The organism is Limnohabitans sp. Rim8, from assembly GCF_943326455.1.
Taxonomy (GTDB): Bacteria; Pseudomonadota; Gammaproteobacteria; order Burkholderiales; family Burkholderiaceae_C; genus Limnohabitans_A.
On record NZ_CALPTI020000016.1, the window covers coordinates 35,971 to 57,538 of the forward strand.

At 60.2% G+C, this 21,568-nt stretch carries 22 protein-coding genes; 7 read left to right on the top strand and 15 right to left on the bottom strand.

The window, feature by feature from the left end:
• Positions 1 to 35: 35 nt before the first annotated feature.
• Genes Q1M54_RS11435 through Q1M54_RS11460 form a run of 6 tightly spaced genes read right to left on the bottom strand, consistent with a single transcriptional unit; the run spans position 36 to position 5,528 of the window.
• On the bottom strand, positions 36 to 686 hold the full coding sequence (locus Q1M54_RS11435) for an ABC transporter ATP-binding protein (protein WP_300557282.1): 651 nt from the start codon (positions 684 to 686) through the stop codon (positions 36 to 38).
• Positions 673 to 1,500 carry an ABC transporter ATP-binding protein gene (locus Q1M54_RS11440; protein WP_300557283.1) on the bottom strand — a complete coding sequence of 276 codons (828 nt, stop codon included), beginning with the start codon at positions 1,498 to 1,500 and terminating at the stop codon, positions 673 to 675. The genes Q1M54_RS11435 and Q1M54_RS11440 overlap by 14 nt, the downstream gene beginning before the upstream one ends.
• A complete protein-coding gene (locus Q1M54_RS11445; protein ID WP_300557284.1) occupies positions 1,497 to 3,368 on the bottom strand; it encodes an ABC transporter permease in 1,872 nt (623 codons plus the stop codon). The genes Q1M54_RS11440 and Q1M54_RS11445 overlap by 4 nt, the downstream gene beginning before the upstream one ends.
• 41 nt (positions 3,369 to 3,409) lie before the next feature.
• The gene (locus Q1M54_RS11450) at positions 3,410 to 4,141 is read right to left on the bottom strand and encodes a nitroreductase (RefSeq protein WP_300557285.1); all 732 of its coding nucleotides are present in this window, start codon (positions 4,139 to 4,141) and stop codon (positions 3,410 to 3,412) included.
• Positions 4,138 to 4,602 carry a thioesterase family protein gene (locus Q1M54_RS11455; protein ID WP_300557286.1) on the bottom strand — a complete coding sequence of 155 codons (465 nt, stop codon included), beginning with the start codon at positions 4,600 to 4,602 and terminating at the stop codon, positions 4,138 to 4,140. Before Q1M54_RS11455 ends, Q1M54_RS11450 begins: the two co-directional genes overlap by 4 nt.
• Entirely contained in the window at positions 4,599 to 5,528 is a 930-nt protein-coding gene (locus tag Q1M54_RS11460) for a histone deacetylase (protein WP_300557287.1), read from the bottom strand. Before Q1M54_RS11460 ends, Q1M54_RS11455 begins: the two co-directional genes overlap by 4 nt.
• A gap of 186 nt (positions 5,529 to 5,714) precedes the next feature.
• Here Q1M54_RS11460 and Q1M54_RS11465 point away from each other — a divergent pair, with 186 nt between their 5' ends.
• Complete coding sequence (locus Q1M54_RS11465) at positions 5,715 to 6,257, top strand: phasin family protein (RefSeq protein WP_300557288.1); 543 nt, start codon at positions 5,715 to 5,717, stop codon at positions 6,255 to 6,257.
• Between the two features lie 144 nt (positions 6,258 to 6,401).
• Here the strand turns inward: Q1M54_RS11465 and Q1M54_RS11470 are convergent, their stop codons facing one another.
• A complete protein-coding gene (locus Q1M54_RS11470) occupies positions 6,402 to 7,310 on the bottom strand; it encodes a patatin-like phospholipase family protein (RefSeq protein WP_300557289.1) in 909 nt (302 codons plus the stop codon).
• 131 nt (positions 7,311 to 7,441) lie between these two features.
• On the opposite strand from Q1M54_RS11470, the gene Q1M54_RS11475 reads away from it, so the two are divergent.
• Complete coding sequence (locus Q1M54_RS11475; RefSeq protein WP_300557290.1) at positions 7,442 to 8,485, top strand: extracellular solute-binding protein; 1,044 nt, start codon at positions 7,442 to 7,444, stop codon at positions 8,483 to 8,485.
• Here the strand turns inward: Q1M54_RS11475 and ahpF are convergent, their stop codons facing one another.
• The 4 genes from ahpF to cfa form a co-directional block, all read right to left on the bottom strand.
• Entirely contained in the window at positions 8,486 to 10,078 is a 1,593-nt protein-coding gene (ahpF, locus tag Q1M54_RS11480; RefSeq protein ID WP_300557291.1) for an alkyl hydroperoxide reductase subunit F, read from the bottom strand.
• A 159-nt stretch (positions 10,079 to 10,237) separates the two neighbouring features.
• Positions 10,238 to 10,804: an alkyl hydroperoxide reductase subunit C gene (gene ahpC / locus Q1M54_RS11485; protein WP_019428084.1), complete on the bottom strand. Its 567-nt coding sequence runs from the start codon at positions 10,802 to 10,804 to the stop codon at positions 10,238 to 10,240.
• A gap of 168 nt (positions 10,805 to 10,972) precedes the next feature.
• Positions 10,973 to 11,413 (bottom strand): DUF423 domain-containing protein, encoded by a 441-nt coding sequence (locus tag Q1M54_RS11490; protein WP_300557292.1) that lies wholly within the window; start codon positions 11,411 to 11,413, stop codon positions 10,973 to 10,975.
• Between the two features lie 80 nt (positions 11,414 to 11,493).
• Positions 11,494 to 12,669 carry a cyclopropane fatty acyl phospholipid synthase gene (gene cfa / locus Q1M54_RS11495; RefSeq protein ID WP_300557293.1) on the bottom strand — a complete coding sequence of 392 codons (1,176 nt, stop codon included), beginning with the start codon at positions 12,667 to 12,669 and terminating at the stop codon, positions 11,494 to 11,496.
• 217 nt (positions 12,670 to 12,886) lie between these two features.
• Here cfa and Q1M54_RS11500 point away from each other — a divergent pair, with 217 nt between their 5' ends.
• Positions 12,887 to 13,645: a 3-hydroxyacyl-CoA dehydrogenase gene (locus Q1M54_RS11500; protein WP_300557294.1), complete on the top strand. Its 759-nt coding sequence runs from the start codon at positions 12,887 to 12,889 to the stop codon at positions 13,643 to 13,645.
• Positions 13,646 to 13,666: 21 nt separating this feature from the next.
• On the opposite strand, the gene Q1M54_RS11505 is transcribed toward Q1M54_RS11500, so the two are convergent.
• Positions 13,667 to 14,461 carry a hypothetical protein gene (locus tag Q1M54_RS11505; RefSeq protein ID WP_300557295.1) on the bottom strand — a complete coding sequence of 265 codons (795 nt, stop codon included), beginning with the start codon at positions 14,459 to 14,461 and terminating at the stop codon, positions 13,667 to 13,669.
• Positions 14,462 to 14,506: 45 nt separating this feature from the next.
• Between Q1M54_RS11505 and Q1M54_RS11510 the strand changes: the two genes are divergently transcribed.
• Together Q1M54_RS11510 and Q1M54_RS11515 are read left to right on the top strand one after the other, a co-directional pair.
• The gene (locus Q1M54_RS11510) at positions 14,507 to 15,220 is read left to right on the top strand and encodes a TetR/AcrR family transcriptional regulator (RefSeq protein ID WP_300557296.1); all 714 of its coding nucleotides are present in this window, start codon (positions 14,507 to 14,509) and stop codon (positions 15,218 to 15,220) included.
• A complete protein-coding gene (locus tag Q1M54_RS11515) occupies positions 15,210 to 15,719 on the top strand; it encodes a hypothetical protein (RefSeq protein WP_300557298.1) in 510 nt (169 codons plus the stop codon). Before Q1M54_RS11510 ends, Q1M54_RS11515 begins: the two co-directional genes overlap by 11 nt.
• Positions 15,720 to 15,740: 21 nt before the next feature.
• Here Q1M54_RS11515 and Q1M54_RS11520 read toward each other — a convergent pair whose 3' ends face one another.
• Together Q1M54_RS11520 and Q1M54_RS11525 are read right to left on the bottom strand one after the other, a co-directional pair.
• Entirely contained in the window at positions 15,741 to 16,046 is a 306-nt protein-coding gene (locus Q1M54_RS11520) for a HigA family addiction module antitoxin (RefSeq protein WP_300557300.1), read from the bottom strand.
• Positions 16,047 to 16,056: 10 nt separating this feature from the next.
• Positions 16,057 to 16,335 (bottom strand): type II toxin-antitoxin system RelE/ParE family toxin, encoded by a 279-nt coding sequence (locus tag Q1M54_RS11525; RefSeq protein WP_300557302.1) that lies wholly within the window; start codon positions 16,333 to 16,335, stop codon positions 16,057 to 16,059.
• A gap of 214 nt (positions 16,336 to 16,549) precedes the next feature.
• On the opposite strand from Q1M54_RS11525, the gene Q1M54_RS11530 reads away from it, so the two are divergent.
• Positions 16,550 to 18,376 (top strand): gamma-glutamyltransferase family protein, encoded by a 1,827-nt coding sequence (locus Q1M54_RS11530; protein WP_300557304.1) that lies wholly within the window; start codon positions 16,550 to 16,552, stop codon positions 18,374 to 18,376.
• A gap of 134 nt (positions 18,377 to 18,510) precedes the next feature.
• The gene (locus Q1M54_RS11535; protein WP_366146258.1) at positions 18,511 to 19,494 is read left to right on the top strand and encodes a tripartite tricarboxylate transporter substrate binding protein; all 984 of its coding nucleotides are present in this window, start codon (positions 18,511 to 18,513) and stop codon (positions 19,492 to 19,494) included.
• Positions 19,495 to 19,586: 92 nt separating this feature from the next.
• Here Q1M54_RS11535 and acs read toward each other — a convergent pair whose 3' ends face one another.
• Complete coding sequence (gene acs, locus Q1M54_RS11540; protein ID WP_300557308.1) at positions 19,587 to 21,548, bottom strand: acetate--CoA ligase; 1,962 nt, start codon at positions 21,546 to 21,548, stop codon at positions 19,587 to 19,589.
• Positions 21,549 to 21,568: the final 20 nt, after the last annotated feature.

Here is a 21,568-nt window from a genome sequence, read left to right on the forward strand (position 1 = left end):
AGTGTAAGGGATGCCTGACCTCGGACAAATCTGGCTCAAACCAACGTTTGCAGGCGTCCACTGGTCAAGACGAGCACGCGCTGGGCATGTCCCGACAAAATATTGTTTTGCTCGGCCACCAGCATGGCCACGCCCTCACGGGCCAGCTGCAACAGGGCGTCACGCATGGCCGCCACCAGCACCGGGGCAATGCCCTCGCAAGGCTCGTCCAGCAGCAACAGGCGCGGGGCGATCATCAGGGTGCGTGCCAGTGCCAGCATTTGCTGCTCGCCCCCGCTCATTTGGCTGGCCGGGCGGTGCAGCATGGTTTGCAGCTGTGGAAACAAAGACATCACACGGTCAAAGCGCTGCGCGGGCGTGGCCTGGGCATTTGAACCCGAAGGTGCGGCGATCCACAGGTTTTCTTTCACCGACAAGCCGGTGAACAAGCGCCGGTCCTCTGCCACGAAACCCAGACCCGCTTGGGCGCGTCGGTGCGCGGGCCAAGCTTGTATGGGTTCGTTTTGCCAGGTGATTCGGCCTTGCGCCCGCGGGCCAATGCCGATCAGGCTTTGCAGCAGGGTGGATTTGCCAGCGCCGTTCAGGCCTTGAATGACGACCAGCTCGCCCTCGCCCACCGACAAGCTCACCTCGAACAAGGCCTGGGCTTGACCGTACCAAGCGTTCAGACCTTTAACGGTGAGCATCGCGCAAACCTTTCAGGTCGAAGTCGAGCCCCAGGTAACGCTCGCGCACCTGCGGGTCCTGGGCCACCACTTCAGGCAGGCCATCGGCCACCAAACGGCCTTGCATCAGCACCAGCACCCGGTCCGCCACGCCAAACACGGCGTCCATGTTGTGCTCGGTATAGAGCACCGTCACGCCTTGCAATGCCACCTGGCGCACCAGCGCCATCATGTCGGCCCGCTCGGCCAGGGCCAATCCGGCAGCAGGTTCGTCCAGCAGCAGCAAGGACGGACTTTTGGCCGGCTCCCCATCGGCTGCCACAACAGCGTCTGCTTCAGGGAGGCCCGCCAGGGCCATGGCCAGCTCCAAGCGCTTTTTGGCACCATAGGGCAAATCAGTCACCGTGGCATGCGCCTGGGTCTGCAGGCCCGCTTGAATGGCCAGTTGCATGGCACGCTCGGGTTGGCGTCGGTCAAGCCTGTCCCACCAGGCCAATGGCGCCGAAGTGCGCAGCACCAATTGGATGTTTTGCAGCACGGTGAGCGCCTCAAAAGTTTGCGCCACTTGAAAAGTGCGCGCCACGCCCAGGCGTTGGCGCTCGGCAGGTGGTTTGCCCAAAAGGGACTGGCCCTGCCACATCACCTCACCCGCCGAGGGCACTTGCTGGCCCGCCAAGCAGGCAAAACAGGTCGACTTGCCCGCGCCGTTGGGGCCGATCAGGGCCACGCACTGGCCTGTGGACACCGAAAAGTCCACGCCATCGAGCGCCCGCACGCCTCCAAAGTGCTTGGCCAGGGCTTTGACTTGCAGTGCCACGGAGGTTTGGGGGCTCATGCAGCAACACCTTTGCTTGGGCGAAAGCGTTGCAACAAAAGCTGCAGCCCACCCAACACACCACTGGGGGCCAGCACCATCACGAGCATGATCACCACACCCAACACCCCGCGCCAATACTCCAGCCCCCGGCCGAGTTCGGCCCCGCCCCACACCAGCAGCGCACTGCCCACCGCCGAGCCCCACAGCTGGTGCACGCCGCCCAGCAAAATCACCAACAGGGCATCGACCGACATGGCCACCGAAGCCACCGACGGGAATACCGCGCCTTTGAAGGCGGCCCACAAGCCACCGGCCAATCCAGCCAAAGTGGCGCTGCCCACAAAAACCTGGTATCGCAGCGCCTGCACCGGCAAACCGCTGGCGGCCGCCCGCAGCGGCGCATCCCGCAAAGCCTGCAAAGCCGCACCCCGGCTCGAGCGGGCCGCGCGGGCCATGGCTGCCAAGGCCAAGAGCATGAAGGCGCACAGCACAGCATCCGCCAATGCCCGCGATTCGGGCGCGATCAAGCGCAAACCAATCAAGCCGTTGTCACCGCCCGTCAGGCCCACCCATTGCGTGGCACCTGCCCAAATCATTTGCGCCAGCGCCAGCGACAGCATGGCCAAGTACACCCCGCTGCTGCGCACCACCAAAGCCCCAAAAGCCAAAGCCACGGCAAACGCCAGCGCCATGCCTGCCGCCAAAGCGGTGAGCAAACCTGCGCCCCCATGCAGGTGCGCCAGTGCAGCGCCATAGGCACCTAACGCAAAAAATGCTGCATGGCCAAAACTGACCAAGCCGCCCAAAGCCATCATCCACTGCAGGCTCAGGCCAAACAGCATCATCACCATCACATCTTCGGCCAGGCTGCGGCCGTAATCGCCCTGCCCCCAAGCCAGCAGCGTCAAGCCGACAAAGCTGGCCACAAACAGCCAGCGACCCACCATGCCCACCGGCCAAAGTGCAAACACCGGCACGCTCTCACGTTGCTCGGCATGCGCGGACGACCCCGCCAAGCCCTGCGGCCGCCAAACCAGCACCACCGCCATGGTCAAAAACACCAGCACCAAAGTCGCTTGCGGAAAAAAACTCAAGCCCAAGGCGTGGATCACCCCAATCAGCACCGCCGCTGCAAACGCCCCGCCGATGCTGCCCAACCCCCCTGTGACCACGACCACAAAGGTCTCGACCACCACGTTCACGTCCATTTGCAAATGCGCAGGTTCTCGCGGCAACTGCAGCGCACCGGCCAGACCCGCCAAACCGCAGCCCAGCACGACCACGCCCAGCATGAGGGGCGCCGGGTTCACACCCAGGGCGCCCAGCATCTCGCGGTCTTGCGTCGCGGCTTTCACGCGCTGGCCCCACAGCGTGCGCGTCAGCAACAGGTGCAAGCCCAGCCAAACCAAAGGCCCAAGCACCAGGGTGAACAGTTGCCAAGTTGGAAAAAACGACTCGCCCAGCTGGATGGCACCCTTGAGACCCGGAAAGCGCGGCGCGAACACCTCTTCAGGGCCAAAGAACCAGCGCATCGCATCGTGCAGCGCGAGCGTCAAGCCAAAGGTGGCCACCAATTGGTAAAGCTGAGGCGCGTGGCGCATGCGCTTGAGCAGCAGCACCTCGGTCACAGCCCCCAGCAAGGCCGCCACACACGCGCCCATCAAGATCACCGCGCCATAACCCCAGGCGGTGCCCGCCATGTCGGGCCACCAGTGGGTGACCGCGTGGGCCGACCACAAAGCGCCCAGCATGAAAAAACTGCCGTGCGCGAAGTTGACGATCCGGGTCACGCCAAAAATCAGCGTCAACCCGGAAGCCATTAAGAACAAAGTGGTGGCGTGGCTCAGGCCGTTGAGCAGTTGCAGCGCCAGTGCTTCGAATCCCAATTCAGGCCCTTGTCTTTAAAAAAAACGGGTTGGGATCAAAGTCAGTCCACCCAGTGGGTGAAGTCTTGCGCTGGCACCCGTGTGGTCTGAAAGGTGTTGACCAGCGCTGACTCATCGGCATAGCCCAGCGACATGCCGCAGACCACCATTTCGTTCTCACCCGCGCCGATCAGCGGCAAGATGATTTTGGAAAACCCGTTCCAAGCCGCTTGCGGGCAGGTGTGCAGACCCCGTGAGCGGGCGGCCACCATGATGCTTTGCAAGAACATGCCGTAGTCGAGCAAACTGCCCCGTCCCATGACCTTGTCGATGGTGAAGATCAGGCCCACAGGCGCGTCGAAAAAGCGGAAATTCTTTTGGTGCTGGGCGTGCATCATGGCTTTGTCGCCCTTGCCAATGCCCAGCACGCCATAGAGGCCAAAACCGCACTCGCGGCGGCGATCGATGTAGGGACTGACCCATTTTTCAGGGTAGTAATCGTAGGCCTCGGCGTAATCAGAAGCCAGGGCCGGATTCGCGCTGATGGCGTCGTGCGCAGCGCAGGTCTTGGTCACCAGCTCGTCGCGTTTGGCGCCTTGCAGAACATACACCTTCCAGGGCTGGGTGTTGGTGCCGCTGGGTGAGCGGGCGGCAATGCTCAGCACCTCTTGCAACACATTGCGCTCCACCGCTTGGGGCAAATAGGCGCGGGCCGAAAATCGGCTCAGAATGGCGGCGTCTACGCTCGCGGGGTCATTCACGCGGGTGCTGACCTGGGGTCCGGTGGTTTTCATGTCAAGGTCTCCAAAAATGCTTTGAGTGCGGCTGGCAGGGGCACGGGGCGGCGGGTCTGACGGTCCACGTACACATGCACAAAGTGACCCCGGGCGGCGGTCAGATCTGCGCCTTGGGCGAACAGGCCCACCTCGTAGCGCACGCTGGACGTGCCCAATTTGGCCACACGGATGCCCGCGTCGATGGTTTGCGGAAAAGCCAAAGGCGCGAAGTAGAAACACTGGGTTTCAACCACCAGGCCGATGGTGCTGCCCGCGTGGATGTCCAGCACACCCTGCTCGATCAGGGTGGCGTTCACTGCTGTGTCGAACCAGCTGTAGTACACCACGTTGTTCACATGGCCGTACACGTCATTGTCCATCCAGCGGGTGCTGATGGCGCGAAACGCTTTGTAGCTGCTGCGGGCGTCAGGTTGCGCCTTGGCGGGGGCTGTTTCAGAGGTGGTTGCAGGGGTGTTCATCGCCCGAGATTGTGCCAGCGTTGCCAATAGCCCAAAGCGACATCCCAGGTCTGCATTTGCACCTGCACTGTGGTCTCGATGTCATGACCGTAGCCTCCGCCCATGCACATGACCACCGGCAGCTTGCGTTGCCAAGCCCAGTCCATCACCACCCTGTCGCGGGCCTGCATGCCGTCCATCGAGAGTTTGAGGCGTCCCAAACGGTCCCCCTCGTGCGGGTCGGCTCCGGCCAGATAAATGACCAACTGCGGATCGAACCTGTCTTGCAGCGTTTGCAAGGCTTGATGCAGCGCGGCCAGATACGGCTCGTCGGTGCAGCCATCCGGCAGACCCACGTCCAGATCGCTCGGTTCTTTGCGAAACGGGAAGTTCTTTTCACCATGCATCGACAGGGTGAACACGCTGGGGTCTTTGGCAAACACATGCGCGGTGCCATTGCCTTGGTGCACGTCCAGGTCAACCACCGCCACCTTCAATGTTTGCCGATGGTGCCGCCAAGCCTCGGCCTGCATCAGGCGGGCCGTTACGGCAATGTCGTTGAACACACAAAAGCCCCCACCCTTGTGCGCATAGGCATGGTGGGTGCCCCCGGCCAAGTTGCCCGCCACCCCTTGACTCAGCGCATCGCGGGCGGCGGCGACAGTGGCGCCTACCGATCGCCTTGCCCGCTCGGCCATGGCCGGGCTCCAGGGAAAACCAATCTCGCGCTGCAGCGCTGGCTCCAAGCTGCCCGTGGCCACGCCCTGGATGTACGCGGGCGTGTGCACCAGCGCCAGCTCGCCGTCACTGGCGGCCGGGGCCTCACGCATGACAACGGCCGGTAACTCTTGCGTCAAGCGATCCCGCAGTCGACTGTACTTGCGCATCGGAAAGCGGTGACCTTCGGGCAAAGGCAGGACAAAGTGGTCGGCGTAATAAGCGTGCATGGATTGATTCAGAGCAAGGTGATTCTAGAAAACACTCTCTAAACTGAGCCAAGAGTGGGCTCAAGTCCTTGCAATGCTCGGTAGTCAACCTAAAATTCAGCTTATGCTGCACTGCAACAAAGTTGTACGGTCTCGGCCAGTTACGGCGCAGTCCTCTTGAAATCAAACCCTTCTCTGGAGCCTCTCATGATGACACCCGAACAAATCGTCGCCTCGCACAAAGCCAATGTTGAAACCCTGTTTGGCCTGACCGCCAAAGCCTTTGAAGGCGTTGAAAAGCTGGTCGAACTGAACCTGAACGCCGCCAAAGCGGCCTTGGACGAATCGGCGCACAACACACAAGCTGTTTTGAGCGTGAAAGATGCCCAAGAGTTGCTGGCCATGCAAGCCAACCTGTTCCAGCCATTGGCTGAAAAAACTGCAGCTTACAGCCGTCACCTCTACGACATTGCATCTGGCACAGGCAGTGAATTCACCAAAGCTTTTGAAAACCAATCGGTTGCCGCCCAAAAACAGTTCAGCACCTTGGTGGAAACTGCGACACAAAACGCGCCAGCTGGCTCTGAGCAAGCTGTGGCCATGATGAAGGGGGCCGTTACCGCCGCCACCTCAGCCTACGAGTCGGTGCAAAAAGCGGTCAAGCAAGCCACCGACATGGCCGAATCCAACATCGCTGCAGTGACCCAAACGGTCACCGCCGCTGCTCCTAAAGCCGCCAAGAAAAAGTAATTCACGGCCGTTCAAGTCTTGCTGACTTGAACAGTTGGTTGCAAGTTGTCTCCTCGGATCCTTTTGAATTTCATCTGGGAAACAGGGATCCCTTCCAGGGCTGATCGCCAGATCAGCCCTTTTTTTGTGCTTCAAAAGCCCTCTTCAACGGCCCGCTTCAAAAGCAGCCATTCGGACTTTGAGGCCGGGCAGCGCCTCCCGCATGGCGGCCCTGCCCGCTTCAATCGAGCGCATGCGGGCGCTGAAGTCGGCGCTTTTAACCCCAGTCAAAGCTGGTCGAACCACCCAGTCGGCATCTTTCAAGGCCAGTTGGTTGATGCTCTTGCCCATGATGGCAAAGGTCTGCATGAGGATCTGAAACGTGTCGCCAGAAGGGTTGCCTTCGGGATCGCTGGAAATATCGACCGCAATCACAAAGTTGGCCCCCATTTCGCGGGTCTGACGGACCGGCACAGGCGCCACCAACCCGCCATCCACGTATTCACGATCGGCCACGCGCACCGGCTGAAACACCCCCGGCACCGCACTCGAAGCGCGCACCGCAGCGCCCGTATTGCCCCGCCTGAATGTGATGGCATCGCCATTGCCCAAGTCGGTGGCCACAATGCCCACGGGGATCCTCATTTGCTCCAATGTTCGTCCGCCCACTTGGGTGTTCACATACCGGGCCAAAGCTTCGCCGCGCAAAGCGCCTCGGTTCAAAATGGGCAGCATCCAGTCGGTGATCTCGGCCTCTTGCATGCTTTCGGCAACGCGAATCAGCTCAGCGGGGGTCTTGCCACTGGCGTACAAAGCGGCCACCAAACTGCCAGCAGAAGTCCCCACCAAATAGGCAGGTCGCAGACCGGCCTCTTCGAGCACCTGAATCACACCCACATGCGCGAATCCCCGCGCTGCGCCACCGCCCAAGGCCAAGCCCAAACGCAACTCTTTGCGCTCCACACCTGGCACGGGCACGACCGAGGGCGTTGTGGGCGGCACACTGGTGCAAGCGGCCAAAATCACCGCCAGACCCAAGAGCGCCAAACGCTGGCCCCAAGCCTTCAAGTCCATACCCGATCGCCTGCCAATGTGGCTGTTTTTTTGATGATGATCCCTTGAAGCCATTTTTCTCTCAAATCTTGTTGATAATGATTCGCATTTGGATTAAACTTTACCCACCGCAACCGACCACGACTGAAACCATGCTTTTCACACGATCCATTCTGAGCTTGGCTTGCCTGATGACTGCCGCGTCCAGCATGGCTCAAGACAAAATCTTGAACATCTATTCAGCACGCCATTACCCCAGTGACGAGCTCATGTACAGCGAATTCACCAAAGCCACTGGCATCAAAATCAACCGTGTGGACGCTGACGATGCCGGTATTCTCGCCCGTCTCAAGGCCGAAGGCACCGCCTCCCCCGCCGATGTGATCTTGTTGGTGGACGCTGCACGATTGTGGCGAGCTGAAGTCGATGGTTTGTTCCAACCCATCAGGTCAAAATTGCTAGAGGATGCCATCCCCTCCAATTTGCGCGCCAAACCTGCTGCCAACGGCGGCACGGCCTGGTTTGGCCTGTCCACCCGCGCCCGCGTCACGGTCTTTGACAAAACCAAATTTGATCCCTCCGATGTGGACAGCTACGAGAAACTCGCCGATGCCAAATTCAAAAACAGACTGTGCATCCGCAGCGGCTCCCACCCCTACAACCTGAGCCTGTTTGGTGCCATGACCGAGCACCTCGGCCCACAAAAAACAGAAGTTTGGCTCAAAGGTTTGGTGGACAACATGGCCCGCAGCCCCAAGGGTGGCGACACCGACCAAATCCGGGCTGTGGCCTCGGGTGAATGTGGTGTGGCCGTGACCAACACCTATTATTTGGCCCGACTGATGCGGTCAAGCAAAGCCGAGGACCGCGTTGTGGCCGACAAAATCGGCGTGGTGTTTCCCAACCAATCGAGTTGGGGCACACACATGAACGTCGCAGGGGGTGCCGTCGCCCGAAACGCAAAAAACACCGAGAACGCTGTCAAGTTCCTCGAATACTTGGCCAGTCCATCTGCGCAAAACCACTTTGCCAACGGCAACAACGAATGGCCAGCCGCCAAAGGTGTGAATTTTGACAATCCAGCCCTCAAAGCCATGACGGGAGGAAGCTTCAAAAGCGAATTGCTCCCGATCAGTGCCGTGGGCATGAACCAGGTCAGGGTTCAACAAATGCTGGACCGAGTTGGTTTCAAGTAATCAAGCCACGGCGGCTTCGGCCACCTCAGCGGGCACCGATGGCAAGCGAATCAGGTGGTCAAAGGCACTCAGGGCGGCTTTGGCGCCTTCGCCTGCAGCGATCACGATTTGCTTGTAAGGCACGGTGGTGCAGTCGCCGGCCGCAAAAACGCCCGCCACATTCGTGTGGCCTTTGGCATCCACCACGATCTCGCCAAACTTGCTCAGTTCCAAAGTACCTTTGAGGAATTCGGTGTTGGGCACCAGACCGATCTGAACAAACACGCCTTCGAGCTCCACCCAGTGGTCATCACCCGTGGTGCGGTCCTTGTAGCGGATGCCATTGACCTTGCCTTCGGCACCGGTGATTTCGGTGGTCTGAGCGCCGGTGTGCACCGTCACATTGGGCAAACTCTTGAGCTTGCTCACCAGCACCGCATCGGCTTTGAGTTGGTCGGCAAATTCAAACACCGTGACATGCGCCACGATGCCCGCCAAGTCAATCGCCGCTTCGATGCCGGAGTTGCCACCGCCAATGACGGCCGTGCGCTTGCCCTTGAACAGCGGACCGTCGCAGTGTGGGCAATACGCCACGCCCTTGTTTTTGTACTCGGCTTCGCCGGGCACGTTCACATTGCGCCAGCGGGCACCGGTCGACAGGATGACCGAGCGGGCTTTCAAGGCGCCCCCATTGGCCATTTGCACCTCGATCAGGCCACCGGGCACAGTGGCCGGGATGATTTTCTCGGCACGCTGCAAATTCATGATGTCCACTTCGTAGAGGCGCACTTGGGCTTCCAGAGCCGCCGCAAACTTGGGACCATCGGTCTCCAGCACCGAGATGTAGTTCTCGATGGCCATGGTGTCGTTGGTCTGGCCCCCAAAACGCTCAGCCGCCACACCCACGCGGATGCCTTTTCGGGCCGCATAAACAGCGGCCGCAGCACCGGCAGGGCCACCACCCACGATCAAAACGTCGAAGGGGTCCTTGGCGGTCAACTTGGCTGCGTCGCGCTCACCGGCGTTGGTGTCGAGCTTGGCCACGATTTCTTCGACCGACATGCGGCCTGAGCCAAACACTTGGCCGTTCAAGAAGACCATGGGCACCGCCATGATCTGGCGCTCTTGCACTTCCTTTTGGAAGGCACCGCCCTCGATGACCACAGTCTTCACATTCGGGTTCACGATGGCCATCAGCGACAAAGCCTGCACCACGTCGGGGCAGTTGTGGCAGCTCAGCGACATGTAGACCTCAAAGTTGAAGTGGCCTTCCAGCACTTTGACGCTGTCGATGACTTCAGCCTCGACCTTGGGCGGATGACCGCCTGTCCACAGCAGGGCCAGCACCAGCGATGTGAACTCGTGGCCCAAAGGCAAACCCGCAAAACGCACGCCTTGCGTTTGACCTTCACGCGCCACCACAAAAGATGGCTTGCGGGCATCGTTGCCCGAAGTGTCGAGGCTGACCTTGTCAGACAAACCGACAATGGTTTCCAGCAGGTTCTTCATGTCGACGCCCGTCTCGCTGTCGTCCAGCGAGGCCATCAGGCGAATGGGCTGGCGCAGCAAGCCCAAGTATTGCTGAAGTTGGGCTTTGAGGGTGTCGTCGAGCATGGTGATCTCCGGTTTACAGGGTGCAGTGAACATGAACCCGCACTTGTGGCGCAGGCCAGGGAACATGGGGACTTGGGTGTATTCGTTGAGCGCAAGGCACGCAGGCTTGTGGCCCGCATGCGCTGAACTCAGCGCCCTGACCAGCAGGGCACCCGAGATTTAGATCTTGCCGACCAGGTCGATGGAAGGCGCCAAAGTCTTGGCGCCTTCTTTCCACTTGGCGGGGCACACTTGGCCAGGGTTGGCGGCGGTGTACTGAGCTGCTTTGAGCTTGCGCAGGGTCTCGGACACGTCACGAGCGATCTCGTTGGAGTGCACTTCGGCCGTCTTGATCTTGCCTTCGGGGTTGATGATGAAGGTGCCGCGCAGCGCCAAGCCTTCTTCTTCGATGTGTACGCCAAAAGCGCGTGTCAGGGCATGTGTCGGGTCGCCAACCAAGGGGAACTTGGCCTTGCCCACGGCAGGCGATGTCTCGTGCCAGACTTTGTGCGAGAAGTGGGTGTCGGTGGTCACGATGTAGACCTCGGCACCGGCTTTTTGGAACTCGGCGTAGTTGTCAGCAGCGTCTTCGATTTCTGTGGGGCAGTTGAAGGTGAAGGCTGCAGGCATGAAAATCAGCACGGACCACTCGCCTTTGAGGGTTTCGTTGGACACTTGCACGAACTTGCCGTTGTGGAAAGCTTGGGTTTTGAAAGGCTGAACTTGGGTATTGATCAAAGAGGACATGGTGTTTCCTATGGGTGGTTTAAAAAAACTATCGAATGAGGTAACTCATTGGTCGCAATCATAATGCAGCCTAGGGTTTCTACTCATAAGTAGTTTTTATGGCCCCGATAGGAAAAACCTTTAGAACCGACCCATCCTGATTGGGGCGGACCCTTGAGAGAGGGCAAATCAAGCCCTTGTTGAACGGGGCGTTTTTAAAAACCCCAACCCCAAGCTCAGCCAAGCCAAAATCCAAGCCATGCCGCCCCACGGCACCCAAGCACGCATGGCATCCCAACCGAACACATGGCGGGCATACAGGTTGAAGCTGAACAAGAGCAAACCGACCAGCATGAGCCAACCGGCCGCCTGCAGCCAACGCCATGGCCCACCGATCCGGAGTGCCAGGCCCGTGAACAACAATCCCAGCGAATGAAATTGCTGCTGACTCAATGCGGTTTGCACTGCCGCGGGCACACCCCCGGCAAACACCGGCAAATGTGCAAATGCAGCGCTGAACACCACGCTGGCGCAGGCGCTGATCGCTCCCAGCGCCAGAAACCACCGAGCCGACAGGGGCCAAACTTCAGGTGAGGAATTTGAAGTGAAAGCAAAAGGCTGGTTGGACATGGTGTGTGGGCACAAGACAAAAATGGGACCCGTGCATTGGAGCATGTTCGGGAGCCCCATGCGCCACCAGGAATGCACGCTCACATCAGCGGCCTTCGGTAACCACCAGCCTGTCCGCCAGGAGACAGGACCACCTGCCACAGCTGGTTGTCACGAGAGCGGAAAGTGCCTGCACAACACAGCAGGTAATAGCGCCACATGCGGTAAAAGCGCTCGCCGTAGCGTTCCCGAAGTAACGGCCATGCGGCTTCGAAACGCGCATGCCAAGCCATCAGCGTCTTGTCGTAATCCTCGCCCAAGTTGTGCCAATCCTCCATGACGAACTGCTCTTCGCTATAGAAAGAGATTTCAGAGGCAGCGGGCAGCACGCCGTTAGGAAAGATGTATTTTTCAATCCACGGATCAATGCTCGCACCTGCCCGGTTTTTGCCGATGGTATGCAATAAAAACAAACCCTCATTGCGCAGGCTGCGCCGTGCCATTTCAAAGTAGGCGCGGTAGTTTTTGTGGCCCACATGCTCAAACATGCCCACCGAAGCAATGCGGTCAAAGCGTTGGTACCCCTCGGGGTTGAACTGCCTGTAGTCAGCCAACTCGAAGCGCACCGGCCAGCCCTGCGCTTTGGCGTTACCCAGCCGCGCCTGCTCTTTGGAAATGGTCAAACCCACACAGTGCACGCCATGGCGCTTGGCCGCGTGCAACATCAAACTGCCCCAGCCGCAGCCAATGTCCAGCAGTGTCATGCCAGGCTGAAGTTGCAGCTTCTGGCAAACCAGCTCCAGCTTGGCCTCTTGCGCCTGCTGCAGCGTTTGGGCAGCTGGCCAGTAAGCACAGCTGTAGGCCATTGACGGGTCGAGCATGGCTTCGTACAAATCGTTGCCCAAGTCGTAATGCAGCTCGCCCACCTGCCAAGCCCTGTGGGGAGATTGCAAGTTGGTCAAACGGGCCTTGAGCGACGCCCACAACCAACCCGCTCGACCCACCTGCTCGTCCAGCCGCGCCCTGAGGATTCGGGCGATGAACTCGTCCACATGGTCGCAGTCCCACCAGCCATCCATGTAGCTTTCGCCCAAACCCAAACTGCCGCGCGTCAAGATGCGGTCAAAGGTGTCGGGGTGGCGCACCCGCATGTCCCAAGGCCTGCCGCCCCCAACCCGTATATCGGCCGTGGCCAACAAATCGCAGGCGCGCCGCCAGTTGCTGTCGGTGTGCAACAAAGCCGATTCGTTCTTATCCCACTTGAGCTCTATAGCCATCCGGTTCTCCTGTTGATGCACCCACCCGGACCGGTGGCCCGGGGTGTTGTCCATGCTAGGCCGTCTCTTGGCCCAGATCCATTCAGCAAAGCCGGTAGCCCTGTACCGTGTTATCGGTAAGGCATGGCGGAATGGATCGGGTGCATGGCGTCCTTTTGCGCAGGCCATCTGTGCATAATTGACGTTGACGTAACGTCAATCAAATTCAGGAGTTGAAATGGACATACAAGGCAAAGTTTTCATAGTCACCGGCGGCGCATCGGGCTTGGGCGAAGGCACGGCCCGCATGCTGGCGGCCAATGGCGGCAAGGTCGTGATCGCCGACATGCAGGCTGAAAAAGGCGAGGCCATCGCCAAAGAACTGGGCGGCGCATTCGTCAAGTGCGATGTGAGCAACGAAGCCGACGGCCAGGCCGTGGTGGCTCAAGCTGTGTCGATGGGCAAGTTGGTGGGCTTGGTCAACTGCGCGGGCATCGCCCCCGCCGAAAAAACCGTGGGCAAAAACGGCGCACACAACCTGGCCGTCTACACCAAGACCATCATGGTCAACCTGGTGGGCACCTTCAACATGATCCGCCTGGCCTCGGAAGCCATGAGCAAAAACGAGCCCGAAGCCACTGGCGAACGCGGTGTGCTGATCAGCACCGCCAGCGTGGCCGCCTACGACGGCCAGATTGGCCAGGCGGCCTATGCTGCATCCAAGGGCGGCGTGGTCGGCATGACCTTGCCCATTGCCCGCGACCTCTCGCGCAACGGCATCCGCAATATGACCATTGCCCCCGGCATCTTTGGCACCCCCATGCTGTTTGGCATGCCCCAAGAAGTGCAAGACGCGCTGGCCGCTGGCGTGCCCTTCCCCAGCCGCTTGGGCACACCACAAGACTATGCCAAGTTGGCCAAGCACATCATCGAAAACGACATGCTCAACGGCGAGGTGATTCGTCTGGACGGCGCGATCCGCTTGGCGCCGAAGTGAGCGCCCAGCAGGCCCGCTGACTCAGGCCACCATGCCCATCCAACTCAAGGCGAACCAAGCCGCGATGTAAACGCTGGTGAAAGCCAGCACAGATGGCATGGCAGCCTGACCGCCGATGCGTTCGGCCAAGAGTCCAGACAGTGGGATGAATTGCTGGGCATGAACGGCCAAAAAATGCGCGGGGCGCACGTCTTGCCAGGTGTGCCAACCCACCACAGGCCAACCCACCCCAGCAGGCGGCTGCCTGCCGCCCAACATGAAACCACTGACGGTGGACAACACAAAGGTCAGGACCAAGCCCAAAAGTACCGCCAAGAGGGTGGGCGTGAGGACAGTTGTCCCCAAAGCTTTCCAAATGACCCATGCCAGCCAGGCCTGAGATGCCACCAAGCCCACCGCAGCAACAGCCATCAGACCAAACAGGATCGCCCGCACAGGGTCGCTCGTGTTGTAGTGCGAGCCTTCACCAAGCGAGGCTTGGTATGTGATGTACACCACTTCGAACAAAGAGGTGACGATGATCAAAGCAGCGATCCACTGAAAGCTTGGGTCGTGGCCTACCTGACCGGGCACCAGCGTGGTCAACCAAATGGTGGTCAAGGCAAACAGCGCCGTGCCTGCCATGAACTTCATGGGCTTGGCCCAAATGCCCACCTCGCGCAGTGTGCGCGCATCGACCCAAGACAGCGCATAAGTGGGCAACAGCACCGCCGCCATCAGAACACCATAAAGGCACAAAGTTTTTTGCGATGCACTCAGTCCGTGCCAGCCCAAGGCCGAATCGGCCCATCCCTGCACCGTGTTTAAAAACGACACGATCGCCCCTAAAGTTGACGCCGTCTACAAGTGTCGCTTAAACTGTTGACACTGTCAACATTAGCCCAAGTCAAAGGCCAAATGGTCAAAACCATTCAGGAACTAGATCTGAAAGAAGCCTGCATCCAAGCGGCCCGCGAGGTGATTGCCGAGCAAGGCGTGGAAGGCCTGAGCCTGCGCGATGTGGCGCGCAAACTCGGTGTGTCGCACCAAGCGCCCTACCGGCACTACCCCAGCAGGGACCACTTGCTGGCGGCAATCATGCAGAGGTGCTTTGAGGATTTCGCCGCTTTTTTGGACCAAGCCTCCAAAGCCCATGCCAGCGATGCACTGCTGGGCATGGGCCAGGCCTACATGCTTTTCGCTGCAGAACACCCGCTGGAATACCGACTGATGTTCGGTATACCCTGGCCCAAGCCTGCAGCCCATCCCGAATTGGTGCGCCATGCGGTGCATGCTTTTGACCTGTTGCGTCACCATTTGCAGCAGCAATTGCAACAGCGCGCAGACACAAAACAGAGTGACATGCTGGCCTTGTTGGCCCAAGCGGAGTTGCAAGCCCTGTTCATTTGGTCAGCCCTGCACGGCATGGCCAGCATCCAGCAGGCCAACGTCATGCATCACCTGATGCTCTCACCCGGTGTTTCTGAAATGGCCGAGCCCTACTTGATGGGCATGATGAAGACCGCCTTGACCCACGGCCCGGCCCAGGCCTCCCCAGCCAGCCCGGCATCGGCCAAGGACCGCCATGAAGGCTGAATCACACCGCCGCTGGGGCTTGGCCGCCCTGCTCATCGCCGCGGGGACCTCCGCGGCCTGCGCCCAGTTCAACCACGCACAACCCAACAGCCCCGTGGCCCTGAGCGCCGTGCCCGCTATCTCGCCCGCACCGCGTGTGGCGCTGGTGCTTGGCAGCGGCGGCCCCCGAGGATATGAAGACGGTGACGAGTCCTTGCCAGTGGCGGTTCGCGCCGCCCGCCAAGCTGGCGCCAAGTTTGTCATCGCCGTCGACGTGACCGCCCGCCCGGGCAACGCACCTGACGGCACATCAGCCGCACGCCTGGAACGCGAAGCCCGCAGACGCGCACGCATCGACCCGGGACTGCAACACGCTGATTTTGTGATCCACCCCGACATGGGTTTTGCCACCCGCCCCACACCCGCTTTTTTCAGAATGGCCAGGCAGTCAGGCGAGATGGAGGCACTTCGGCTTTTGCCTCAACTTAAAGTGGCGCTCCAACATTCACAAAAATTTTGAGTGGAATACCCAATTTAACCCTCAGTCGACCGCCAAGCCCAGCGGCAAAGGCATGCGCCCAATGGGTGGGCGCTCCTTGGCCCGCTCCATGGCTTTCCACAAATCACTCTGGGTTTGCAAAGCCAGCCAATACCCTGGGTTGGTGCCCAAAGCCTCGGAGAGCCTCACATCCATATCGGCCGTTACCGCCGCATGGCCATGCAGTACACGGGACAGCATCACACGGCTGATGCCCAAATGACCTGCAAAAGCGGTCACGCTCGTGTTCAAGTCTTCCAGCCAGCCAGCCAGCATTTCACCGGGGTGGGCCGGGTTGTGCATCTTCATGGTTGGCCTTTCAGTGGTAGTCCAAAGAATCCAGCAATTCAACGTCTTGCCCCACAAACCGTAAGTTCAGCCGCCAGTTGGCCTGAACCGTCACAGCATGAAAACCGGACCGGTCTCCCGTCAAAACATGCAAACGCCATGACGGGCGATTCAAGTCAGTCGGGCCTTGCGCCACGTTCAGCGCGGTAAGCAATTCACGCAAACGCTTGGCATGAATGGCCTGGATGCCAGACATGCGACCCGTCTTGAAATAAAGCTCAAGACCTTTGTGTCGGATGCTCAGGATCATAAACTGTAAATCATGACTTTACGAATAGCTCAAAACTGGCGTTCACCTGATGGCTGATCGGATCAACGCCTCGAAGCAAAATTCAAAATTGACGAGGCAATTATGAATACATTGATACCCACTATTGACCTGTAAACCTTGACAAAATTCTTGCCATCGGATCACTTGGTGCTGACCTCCAATGCCGCTAGCATGCTGAGAAGAGTTACGACACATGAACACACACTTACCTTGGAGCCTGATCGTGCTGACGCTGTTGAGCGCCTGCGCGTCCGGGCCCACATCACCAACACCCGCCAACGCCTTGCGCTACAGCGTGCCCGATCTTGTCGTTCAACCCGAAGCGGCCAGTGGCCGCAGCGCCAAACCCGGCTGGGCCTTCTCGCGCCAGGCGGTGGCCGCCGCCAACCCGCTGGCCACCGATGCGGGGCACCAGGTGCTTCGCGCGGGCGGCTCAGCGCTGGATGCGGCCATTGCCGTGCAAATGGTGTTGGGCCTGGTGGAGCCGCAGTCGAGCGGCATTGGCGGCGGCGCGTTTCTGTTGCACTTTGATGGCCAAAAAGTCACGGCGCACGACGGGCGCGAAACCGCACCTGCTGGCGCCCGGGGCGATATGTTCATGGACCAGGGCAAACCGCTGCCGTTTGACGAAGCCGTACAAAGCGGCCATTCGGTGGGCGTGCCCGGCGTGGTGCGCATGCTGGAGGCGGCGCACCGCCAACACGGCCGCTTGCCTTGGGCGCAGCTGTTGGCGCCCGCCATCACGCTGGCCGAGCAAGGCTTTCGGGTCAGCCCCCGCTTGCACACCCTGCTGCAGGCCGACCCCCACCTGAAAAAAGACCCACTGGCTTTGCGTTTTTTCTACAACGCCCAAGGGCAAGCTTGGCCCGTGGGCCATGTGCTGCGCAACCCCGAATACGCCCATGTGCTCAGACGCATTGCCACAGAGGGTAGCCGCGCCTTGCATGAAGGACCGGTGGCCGAGGCCATGGTGGCACGCACAGCGCAAGCACCCCGCCCCGGCACCTTGAGCCTGCAAGACTTGGCGAGTTATCAGCCCAAGGAAAGACAAGCCTTGTGCTTTGAACACCCGGCGCCTGCACGCGAGGTCCGCGTCTGCGGCTTTCCCCCGCCATCGTCTGGGCACATCGCCATCGGGCAAATCTTGGGGCTGCTGGCCCACACCCAGCCGCAGGGCCCCGAGCTGGTGGGTGGTTTGCCCTCGCCCGATTTTTTGCACCGCTACACCGAGGCCTCGCGCCTGGCTTTTGCCGACCGGGCGCAGTACCTGGCCGACCCGGATTTTGTGCCTGCCCCGGGCGGCGACTGGCGCAGCCTGCTGGCGCCTGACTACCTGCGCCAACGCAGCCAAGGGATTGGCCACCAGTCCATGAAAGTGGCCAAGCCCGGACAACCGGGCACCAGCCAAAGCAGCTTTGCCCCCATGCCCACTCAAACCGAATACGGCACCAGCCACATCAGCGTGGTGGATGCGCAAGGACGCGCCGTGGCCATGACCAGCACCATCGAAGCCGCTTTCGGAGCGCGCCGCATGGTGACCACCGACCCCGCGCGCCAAGGCGGTTTTTTGCTCAACAACGAGTTGACCGACTTCAGCTTGTCCCCAAGAGACGCGCAGGGCCGTCCGATCGCCAACCGCGTCGAGCCCGGCAAGCGCCCGCGCTCTTCGATGTCACCCACCCTGGTGTTTGACAAAGCCACAGGCCAACTGCTCATGAGCGGTGGCAGCCCGGGTGGTGCCTTCATCATCCATTACACGGCCAAGCTGCTCGTGGGCACTTTGCACTGGGGCCTGAACGCCCAGCAAGCCATCGACCTGCCTAACTTTGGCACGCTGAACGGCCCCTCCTTTCTGGAAGCCAAGCGATTTGACCGAACCACGGTCGAAGCCCTCAAAGCCCGAGGCCACGATGTGTTGGAGATCGACATGACCAGCGGCCTGCAAGCCATTGAACGCACGCCAAGCGGCTGGTTCGGCGGAGCCGACCCCCGGCGCGAGGGCGTGGTGATGGGCGACTGAACACGCGCCGAGGGGTGTAGTCCTTGGCCAGTCACGCAAGCGACCCGCTGCCGACCTGGCTGCAGGTTTGCCCCCTTGCTGATTAAGCGGTCTTGCTTTTCAATGGGATGATCCATTTGAAAAAGGAGAGCAATTTGAAAACCCAAGACACATCACGACGCAGCTTTGTTCAGGCCACCGCCGCCGCCGCAGTCACGGTCGCATTTCCCACCCTGGCGCAAGCCCAGGCCTTTCCAGCCAGGCCCATCAAGCTGATCTGCCCATGGCCTGCGGGCGGCTCTACGGACGCCGTCATGCGTGCTTTGGCCGAGAGCGCCACCAAGGCTCTGGGCGTGCAAGTGGTCATCGAAAACAAACCCGGCGCCAGCGGCATGCTCGGCCCCAACGAACTGGTTCGCGCCCAACCCGACGGCTACACACTGTCGCAAATCACCATCGGCGTCGCGCGTCTGCCGCACATGCAAAAAATGCAGTTCGACCCGCTCAAAGACTTCACCTACATCGCCTGCCTGACCGGCTACACCTTTGGCGTGGTGGTCAGGGCCGATTCGCCCATCAAGTCTATTGCCGACTTGGTGGCTTTTGCCCGAGCCAACCCGGGCAAGTTCACCTATGGCTCCACGGGCAACGGCACCACGCCGCACCTGGCCTTTGCAGAATTTGCCAGCAAAGCCAAGATCGACGTCACCCACATTCCCTTCAAAGGCAGCGCCGATGGCGTGCAAGCGGTGTTGGGCGGCCATGTCATGTCACACAGCGATGCCACAGGCTGGGCCCCACAGGTCGAAGCGGGCACCATGCGCTTGTTGGCCACCTATGGCAGCAAACGCACCAAGCGTTGGCCCAACGTGCCCACCCTCAACGAACTCGGTTTCGACACGGTGTCCGACTCGCCCTTTGGCATCGGCGGCCCCAAGGGCATGGACCCGGCCGTGGTCAAACGCCTGCACGACGCCTTCAGAAGCACGCTGCAAGACCCAGCCGTGCTGGCCAGCTTCGACAAGTACGACCAGTCAGTGATCTACATGGGCACCGAGGAATACACCCGGTTCATCAACAACATGTTCCAGTCCGAAAAAGCGACCATCGAGCGTTTGGGCTTGGCCATGAAAACCTGACGCGGGTCAGCACCATGACAAACGGCAGCCGAGGCTGCCTTTTGTTTGGCATCGCTGCCAAGGGCAGCAAGCCCTTGACCGATCGGATCCGATCAGTAAGCCTGACCCAGCTGACCCAAAATGGCTGGGTTTTCCAATGTCGAGATGTCTTGCGTGATCTCTTCGCCTTTGGCCAAGGAGCGCAGCAAGCGGCGCATGATCTTGCCCGAACGGGTCTTGGGCAAGTTCTCGCCAAAGCGGATGTCTTTGGGCTTGGCGATCGGGCCAATTTCCTTGGCAATGTGGTCTCGCAGTTGCTTGGCAATGGCCTTGCCTTCGTCGGTGTTGGGCAACGAACGCTTGAGCACCACAAAGGCGCAAATCGCCTCACCCGTGGTGTCATCAGGACGGCCCACCACGGCGGCTTCGGCCACCAACTCGGTGCAACTGACCAAGGCCGATTCGATTTCCATCGTACCCATGCGGTGACCGGAGACGTTGAGCACGTCGTCGATGCGACCGGTGATGGTGAAGTAACCGGTCTTTGCGTCACGGATTGAACCATCGCCTGCCAAGTAGTACTTGCCCTTGAAGTCTTCTGGGTAGTAGCTCTTCTTGAAGCGCTCAGGGTCGCCCCAAATCGTGCGAATCATGGAAGGCCATGGGCGCTTGACGACCAAGATACCGCCTTGGCCATTGGGCATGTCTTTGCCGGTCTCGTCCACGATGGCGGCCTGGATGCCGGGGAAAGGCAGTGTGCAAGAGCCGGGCACCATGGGGGTGGCACCAGGCAGCGGCGTGATCATGTGACCGCCGGTCTCGGTTTGCCAGAAGGTGTCGACGATGGGGCAATTGCCGCCACCCACATGCTTGTGGTACCACTCCCACGCGGCGGGGTTGATCGGCTCGCCAACCGAGCCCAACAGGCGCAGGCTCGACAAGTTGTAGCTCTTGGGGTGCACAGCGTCGTTGGCTTCCGCGGCCTTGATGAGCGAGCGAATGGCGGTGGGCGCGGTGTAGAAGATCGAGACCTTGTGGTCTTGGATCATCTTCCAGAAACGTCCAGCATCGGGGTAGGTGGGCACGCCCTCGAACACGATCTCAGTGCCGCCCAAAGCCAAGGGGCCGTAGGTGATGTAGGTGTGGCCCGTGACCCAACCGATGTCGGCGGTGCACCAGAACACGTCGTCGGCTTTCAAGTCAAAGGTCCATTGGGTGGTCAAGGCTGCGTGCAGCAAATAACCACCGGTGCTGTGTTGCACACCTTTGGGTTTGCCGGTGGAGCCGGAGGTATAGAGCAAGAACAGGGGGTGCTCGGCACCGACCCACTCGGGCTCGCAGGTGGTGGCTTGCTGGTCGGCCAACTCGGCCATCCACACGTCACGACCAGCGGTCATGGCGATGTCAGCGCCCGAGCGCTTGACCACAAGGACGTTCTTGATGGAGCCGCAGCCGCCCAAATTGATGGCGTCGTCCACGATGGATTTGAGGGGCAGCAATTTGCCACCGCGCACTTGGTTGTCGGCGGTGATGACGGCCATAGCGCCGGTGTCTTCGATGCGGTCGCGCAGCGACTGGGCAGAAAAACCACCGAACACCACCGAGTGGGTGGCGCCGATGCGGGCGCAGGCTTGCATGGCGGCCACGCCGTCGATGGACATGGAGATGTAGATGACCACGCGGTCACCCTTTTTGATGCCCAGGCTCTTCAAGGCGTTGGCGTACTGGCAGGTCTTGGCCAGCAACTGGCTGTAAGTGACCTTGGTGACTTCGCCGCCGTCGGCTTCAAAAATGATGGCGGTCTTGTCACCCAAGCCTTTTTCGACGTTGCGGTCCAAGCAGTTGTAAGAGGCGTTCAGCGTGCCGTCTTCAAACCACTTGAAGAAAGGGGCGTTGGACTCGTCCAGCACCTTGGTGAAGGGGGTTTTCCATGTGATCAGCTCTTTGGCCAGACGGGCCCAATAGCCTTCGTAATCGGTTTCGGCTTCTTTACAAAGCGCCTCATATGCGGGCATGCCCGAAATGTGGGCGTTTTTGACGAATTCGGCGCTGGGTTGGTAAATGGGGCTGCTCATGGCGTCTGTCTCCTGTGGAT